At 52.2% G+C, this 5,825-nt stretch carries 7 protein-coding genes; all 7 read left to right on the plus strand.

Annotated elements, in window-relative coordinates:
- The coding region (locus tag P0G09_RS15215; RefSeq protein ID WP_275253067.1) for a recombinase family protein at positions 1-1,388 on the plus strand (1,388 nt) is incomplete at its 5' end.
- The gene (locus tag P0G09_RS15220; protein WP_275253068.1) at positions 1,375-3,189 is read left to right on the plus strand and encodes a DNA topoisomerase; all 1,815 of its coding nucleotides are present in this window, start codon (positions 1,375-1,377) and stop codon (positions 3,187-3,189) included. The genes P0G09_RS15215 and P0G09_RS15220, both read left to right, overlap by 14 nt.
- Positions 3,189-4,076: an LPD16 domain-containing protein gene (locus tag P0G09_RS15225; protein WP_117476774.1), complete on the plus strand. Its 888-nt coding sequence runs from the start codon at positions 3,189-3,191 to the stop codon at positions 4,074-4,076. The genes P0G09_RS15220 and P0G09_RS15225 overlap by 1 nt, the downstream gene beginning before the upstream one ends.
- Positions 4,077-4,081: 5 nt before the next feature.
- Positions 4,082-4,600: a YodL domain-containing protein gene (locus P0G09_RS15230; protein WP_275253069.1), complete on the plus strand. Its 519-nt coding sequence runs from the start codon at positions 4,082-4,084 to the stop codon at positions 4,598-4,600.
- The gene (locus P0G09_RS15235; protein WP_275253070.1) at positions 4,590-4,793 is read left to right on the plus strand and encodes a transposon-transfer assisting family protein; all 204 of its coding nucleotides are present in this window, start codon (positions 4,590-4,592) and stop codon (positions 4,791-4,793) included. The genes P0G09_RS15230 and P0G09_RS15235 overlap by 11 nt, the downstream gene beginning before the upstream one ends.
- A gap of 173 nt (positions 4,794-4,966) precedes the next feature.
- Positions 4,967-5,314: a DUF6054 family protein gene (locus tag P0G09_RS15240; protein ID WP_005921745.1), complete on the plus strand. Its 348-nt coding sequence runs from the start codon at positions 4,967-4,969 to the stop codon at positions 5,312-5,314.
- A 1-nt stretch (position 5,315) separates the two neighbouring features.
- The gene (locus tag P0G09_RS15245) at positions 5,316-5,675 is read left to right on the plus strand and encodes a DUF2500 domain-containing protein (protein WP_275253071.1); all 360 of its coding nucleotides are present in this window, start codon (positions 5,316-5,318) and stop codon (positions 5,673-5,675) included.
- The last annotated feature ends 150 nt before the right edge of the window (positions 5,676-5,825 follow it).

Here is a 5,825-nt window from a genome sequence, read left to right on the forward strand (position 1 = left end):
TTACCAAAGACCAGTCCCGACTTGGACGCAACCACATCGAAACCGGAACGTATATGGAAATCTTCTTTCCTGAGCACGGTGTCCGCTATATTGCAATCAACGATGGTTATGATTCCAACGAGCAATCCCAGATGGATATTGCTCCGTTCAGAAACATCATCAATGAAATGTACGCCAAAGACACTTCCCGAAAAATCAAGAGTGCCCTTCGGACACGCAAGAAAAGCGGAAAGTATATCTCCAGCAACGCACCGTTTGGCTACCAGAAAGACCCTGCCGACCACAATCACCTTGTGATTGACCCGAACACCGCCCCTGTTGTTGAGTACATCTATTCAATGGCAGAGGAAGGGCTGGGGCTTCACCGCATCGCCAAGCGGCTCCACGATGAAAAAGTTCTGAAGCCGTGTTACTACAAGAAAGAGATGTTTGGCCGCTTTATTGATGATGAAAAGATGTATGATTGGGATAATGCCTATATCAGTCAGGTTCTGCACAGCCCGGTCTACGCCGGACACATCATCTACGAAGCCAAGCCCACCGTGTCCATGAAATCCAAAAAGCGACGTTATATTCCGTTTGAAGAACGTGCCATCGTTCCGAATACACATGAAGCAATCATCCCACAAGACCGTTGGGAGAACGTGCAGCGCATCCTTTACAGCCGTTCTGGCTGCTTTATGTGTGATAAGACCGACTACGACAATATTTTCAAGGGAATTATCCGCTGTGCAGACTGCGGCAGAACGATGTTAGTCAAGGTTGAGCACAGGCGCAAACGCAACAGCGTTCTGGAACAGACCTTTTATTGTTGCAGCACTTATCGGAAATATGGTGCGAAAGCCTGTGACTCTCACAATTTGGAAGCCCGTGTTCTGCATGAAGCTGTCTTTGCAGACATTCAGGCACACGCAAAGGCTGCTGTGAGCAATCGGGAAGCCCTTGTGAAGAAGATTGCAAATCAGATGCACCTCCGGGTGTCCTCTGACCGGGCGCAGCACAAACGGGATTTGAAGCAGTGTAAAGCACGAATCGCAGAAATCGAAGACCTGTATGCAAAACTTTATGAGGACGTATCAAAGGGACTTCTCCCGGAGAAACGTTTTCAAATGCTTGCGGATCGCTACGACAAAGAACAGGCTGAACTGACCGACAAGATTGAGCAGTACGAGCGGGAAGGCCGTGCTGAACACGATCAGCTGGACAAGATTCAGGATTTTATTGATGAAGTCAGCAAGTGCGCTGGCATCACCGAACTGAACTATAAGATTCTGCATCAGCTGATTGACAAGATTCTGGTATCCAAAGCGGAAAAGGTCGATGGCGAATACGTCCAGAAAATCCAGATTTTCTACCGCTTTATCGGCCCATTGGATGCCATTGAATAACAACGTCAGAAAAGTCACCTCCGAGAACTATCCTACAGACGCAGGGCGCGAGGGAGAACTGATTTTCCGCTTGGTGTACCAGCAAGCGGGCTGCAAAAAGCCCTTCTCCCGCCTGTGGCTGTCCAGCATGGAGGAAAACGCCATCCGGGAAGGGTTTGCCCACCTCAAACCGTCAACTGAATACGATGCGCTGTACAATGCAGCACTCTGCCGGGAACGTGCCGACTGGATGGTCGGCATCAATGCGTCCCGGCTTTTTTCGTGTCTGTACGGTCAACCGCTGGCGGTGGGGCGTGTTATGACCCCGGTGCTTGCCATGACGGTAGTGCGGGAAGCTGCCATTGCCGCCTTTGTGCCGGAGAAATTCTACACGGTGGATCTGGAACTGACCAGCGGGTGCACGGCATCCAGCAAACGGTTTGCTCAAAAAGAGGATGCCGAACTGCTGCTTTCCAAATGCCGAAAGGAGGGGCGTGCCACGGTGCAAAAGATGGAACGCAAGGAGAAATCCGAAAGCCCACCGCAGCTCTATGACCTTACCGCATTGCAGCGGGATGCCAACCGTCTGCTGGGATTTACGGCGCAGCAGACCTTGGATTATGCCCAAAGTCTTTACGAAAAAAGGCTCATCACCTACCCCCGCACAGACAGCCGGTTTTTGACGGAGGATATGGCGGCATCCCTTCCGGGGCTGGTGACGGACACGGGCAGGGCGTTTGCCGTGGAGGAGCCGATTCCCATCCATGTGCAACAGGTCATCGATGGCAGCAAAGTCACCGACCACCATGCGCTGCTGCCTACGAAAAGCATGGCAAAAGCAGACCTTGCCGCCCTCCCTGCCGGGGAGCGGAATGTCTTGCGGCTGATTGCCGCACGGCTGCTCTGCGCCGTGGGTGAGCCACACCGCTATGCAGAAACCACCTTGACTACCATCTGCGCAGGTGAAGAATTTACCGTCAAAGGCAAAGTTGTGCTGTCCGAGGGATGGAAAACTGTGGAGCGGAAAATGCTGGACGAGCTGCTGGGCAAGCAGAAAGAAGCGGTTGCTTTGCCCGATGTGCAGGAGCAGTGCCGGTGCAGCGTTGCCGGTGCCGAACTGAAAGAGGGGCAAACGTCCCCGCCGAAGCATTTCACCGAGGACCTTCTACTTCATGCGATGGAAACCGCCAGTGCAGACAGTATGCCGGAGGGTGTGGAGCGTCAGGGCATCGGCACCCCGGCAACCCGTGCCGCCACCATTGAAAAGCTGGTGCAGAAGGGCTTTCTGGAGCGGAGGGGCAACAAGAAAACCAAGGTACTGATTCCCACCGACAAAGGAAAAGCATTGATTACCGTGATGCCCGAACAGATTCAGTCCGCAGATATGACTGCCGACTGGGAAGCAAAGCTGCTGCAAATCGAACGTGGCGAAATGGAGCCGAGCGAATTTATGACCGAGATCAATACGATGATTACCGAACTGGTAAAGAACACGGAAATGAAAAAAGGAGCGAATGCGCTTATGAAAAACAAGATTATTGGTATCTGCCCGAACTGCGGTGCAAATGTTGTGGAGCGTGAAAAGGGCTGGTTCTGCGAGAACCGAGAGTGCCGTTTCGTACTGTGGAAGGACAATGCGTTCTTTAAGCGTCTGGGCAAGCATCTGGACGCTCATGTGGCAGATAAGCTGCTGCGGGATGGCCGGGTCCGCCTGAAAGACTGCAAGAGTGCCAAGGGCAAGACCTACAATGCCACCGTGCTGCTGTCCTGTGAAGCCGATGGCCGCAGCAAGTTTTCGCTGGAATTTGAAGGTGGGTGCTGATGGAGCAGATAAAAGAAGCGGTCTACCTTATCAACGATGAACGCTATCTGCATCTCCGGGAAAACGGTGCAGGGGTCGGCTTTGCCACTTATAACAAGGTAACTGGCGAGCCGCTGGAAAGTGGGCAGATCTCGGAAAAGAATCTGCCGCCAGATGGACAAAACACCATCCCTGCCGCCCGGAACTGGTATCTGTTTGAACTTTCGGACGATGACCGTAAGGCCATCCAACAGGAAAGCGTAAAGATCCTCGAAAACATCCCGCAGGCGGGCATCGGCAGGCGGCGCATCTGGGAGCCGGAAACGCTGCCGAAGGATATTCGTCTCATCAACAGCCACTATGACGACCTCTACCGCATTCCCGATGGCGGAGTGATTCAGGTGGATTACCCGGATGGGCGCAGTTTTACGGCACGGGTGGAACATCTGGATGATTATCACTTTGACATGGGCGGTCTGGGCAATGTGTTCCACATCTGCCAGTTTGCCGAGGTCATGGAGCGGAACCATGCAGACTTCTACCCCGAAATTCAGACACAGGACGAGCAGGCCGCATGGGAACTGGGTGGCAAAGGTTATCTTGCCATCCAGTCCTGTGAGGATGGATGGGACTACACCATTTACCACAGCGATTTTTCCGTGATGGACGGCGGGCAGTTGGATGCCCCGGAACTGACCATTCAGGAAGCCCGTGAGCAGATTCTGGAAGCACACCACATGGAAAAGGGGCGGCGGCTGTTGCAGGACTACGATGCCGTCATGGATAAGGTTGCGGAAGCCGAGGAACTGGGTGCAGACCATCGCCCTTCCACACTGGAAAAGCTGGCAGAACTGGCAAGTGATACGTCTGCGCCAAAATCCTCTGCACGTTCTGCACCGGAACTGTGAGGTGGATGATGCAGCAAAAATGGAACCAGAATTTTGACGATGAACCCATGACGGACATCCCGCAGAAGTTTCTGAACGCAGGGTGCGATGTTTATATGGTGATGCAGCTGCGGCATGACGAAAAAATCCTCGATGAAAGATTTGCTTCCATGCGGGAACTGCATCGTCGGGGCAAAACGCCAGACCCGGAGCATTACGAGGTCACCTACTATGCTGATCTGCCCGCCATGTGGCAGGATGTGCCGAACAACGAGGTTTTGGAAGAACTATTTCAGATGTTCAACCTCTCCCGTCCGCAGGATTTTGAGGGGCACAGCCTGTCGGTCAGCGATGTGATCGCACTTAAATGCAATGGCGAGGTGTCTGTGCATTATGTGGACAGCATCGGCTTCAAAGAACTGCCGGGGTTTCTGGATACAAAGCCGGAACGTCCTTCGGTGCTGATGAATCTCAAGGAAAAATGCGATGCCCCGGAGTGCAATCCTGCCGCCTGCCGGAAAGTGAGGGATGCCCATGAACTTTGACCATGAGGAACTCATGCTGATGATGCTCTACAACACCGGCACCCGGATGGGGCTTATCCACGAACTGCGGCTCATGCAGTGCTACCTGATGCCGGACGAGACCGCCCTGCGGGAACTGTCGGAGGGCGTTATCGAAAAGCTGAAACTGTTAACCGATGCCGAGTTTGCCGAACTGGAATTTCCCCCGGACTGACTTTCGCCGCCTGCGGGCGGCGTACATAAAGTATTTTGTTCTTCCAAAAGATATGCTATAATCAAATTAGACAAAATTCCTCTCTTCAAGCGATTTCTCCGCAATTTCCCTGTGGCTCTGCTCGTATCAAAAATAAGGGACTGAATTTTAATTGTCAGAACGGAGGAACCATTATGGCAATCTTTGAAAAGACCATCCGAAACAAAAACTTTGACAAGCTGCTTCGGAAGCTGGAAAATGAAATCCCGGACAGCAGTTGGTCGGCAGATTTAGAGGCAGGCAGTGATTTCAAAGAGGGCGATGCCCGGTGCAGTGTCCGTGTGTTTGAACGGTACAGCATGATGGGCGGCAACCGCTTGAGTCTGACACTGACCATGTTCCAGAATGGAGATAGCCCGATTCGGCTGTCTGCAATTACAGCGGGCGGCAGTCAAGCGGTGTTCTTCAAGGTGAACACCCTCGGAGAAGAATCTTTTCTGGACGATGTAAAGGACCTGCTGGAAGAAATTTTGGAGGAATAAGATGTTTTACGCTGGAATTGATATGCTGTTCAGCATTCTGTTTCCCATCCTGTTCCTTGTGGTTTTGGGTATGATCCTATACACCATCATCGGAAATATCAGCACATGGAATAAAAACAACCATTCGCCGCGGCTGACTGTTCCGGCAACGGTGGTGGCAAAGCGCACGGAAGTTTCTCACCACCATACGGACAATACGATGGCGCATACGTTCACGACCTATTATGTGACCTTTCAGGTAGAGAGCGGCGACCGCATGGAGCTTACCGTAAGTGGTTCGGACTACGGAATGCTTGTGGAGGGCGACATTGGAAAGCTGAGTTTTCAGGGCACCCGCTATCTTGGGTTTGAGCGGAGCTAAGTGTTTCTTACATTATATAGTATGGAGTGCTGTATGAACGATTTGTTTATCCAAGGGCTGACCATCGACTGGAACAGAGTTCGCCCATACAATTATGTTCGTCAGATTCCTGCCATCAGTGGAATCGACACTTTTACATTCCATAAGCCC

The organism is Faecalibacterium sp. DFI.5.82 (assembly GCF_029076575.1).
Lineage (GTDB): Bacteria > Bacillota > Clostridia > Oscillospirales > Ruminococcaceae > Faecalibacterium > Faecalibacterium duncaniae.

Excerpts from the sequence above, each read along its gene's own strand:
- P0G09_RS15230 (WP_275253069.1), top strand. The coding sequence starts at position 4,082 with ATGATGCAGCAAAAATGGAACCAGAATTTTGACGATGAACCCATGACG.
- P0G09_RS15225 (WP_117476774.1), top strand. The coding sequence starts at position 3,189 with ATGGAGCAGATAAAAGAAGCGGTCTACCTTATCAACGATGAACGCTAT.
- P0G09_RS15240 (WP_005921745.1), top strand. The coding sequence starts at position 4,967 with ATGGCAATCTTTGAAAAGACCATCCGAAACAAAAACTTTGACAAGCTG.
- P0G09_RS15220 (WP_275253068.1), top strand. The coding sequence starts at position 1,375 with ATGCCATTGAATAACAACGTCAGAAAAGTCACCTCCGAGAACTATCCT.
- P0G09_RS15235 (WP_275253070.1), top strand. The coding sequence starts at position 4,590 with ATGAACTTTGACCATGAGGAACTCATGCTGATGATGCTCTACAACACC.
- P0G09_RS15245 (WP_275253071.1), top strand. The coding sequence starts at position 5,316 with ATGTTTTACGCTGGAATTGATATGCTGTTCAGCATTCTGTTTCCCATC.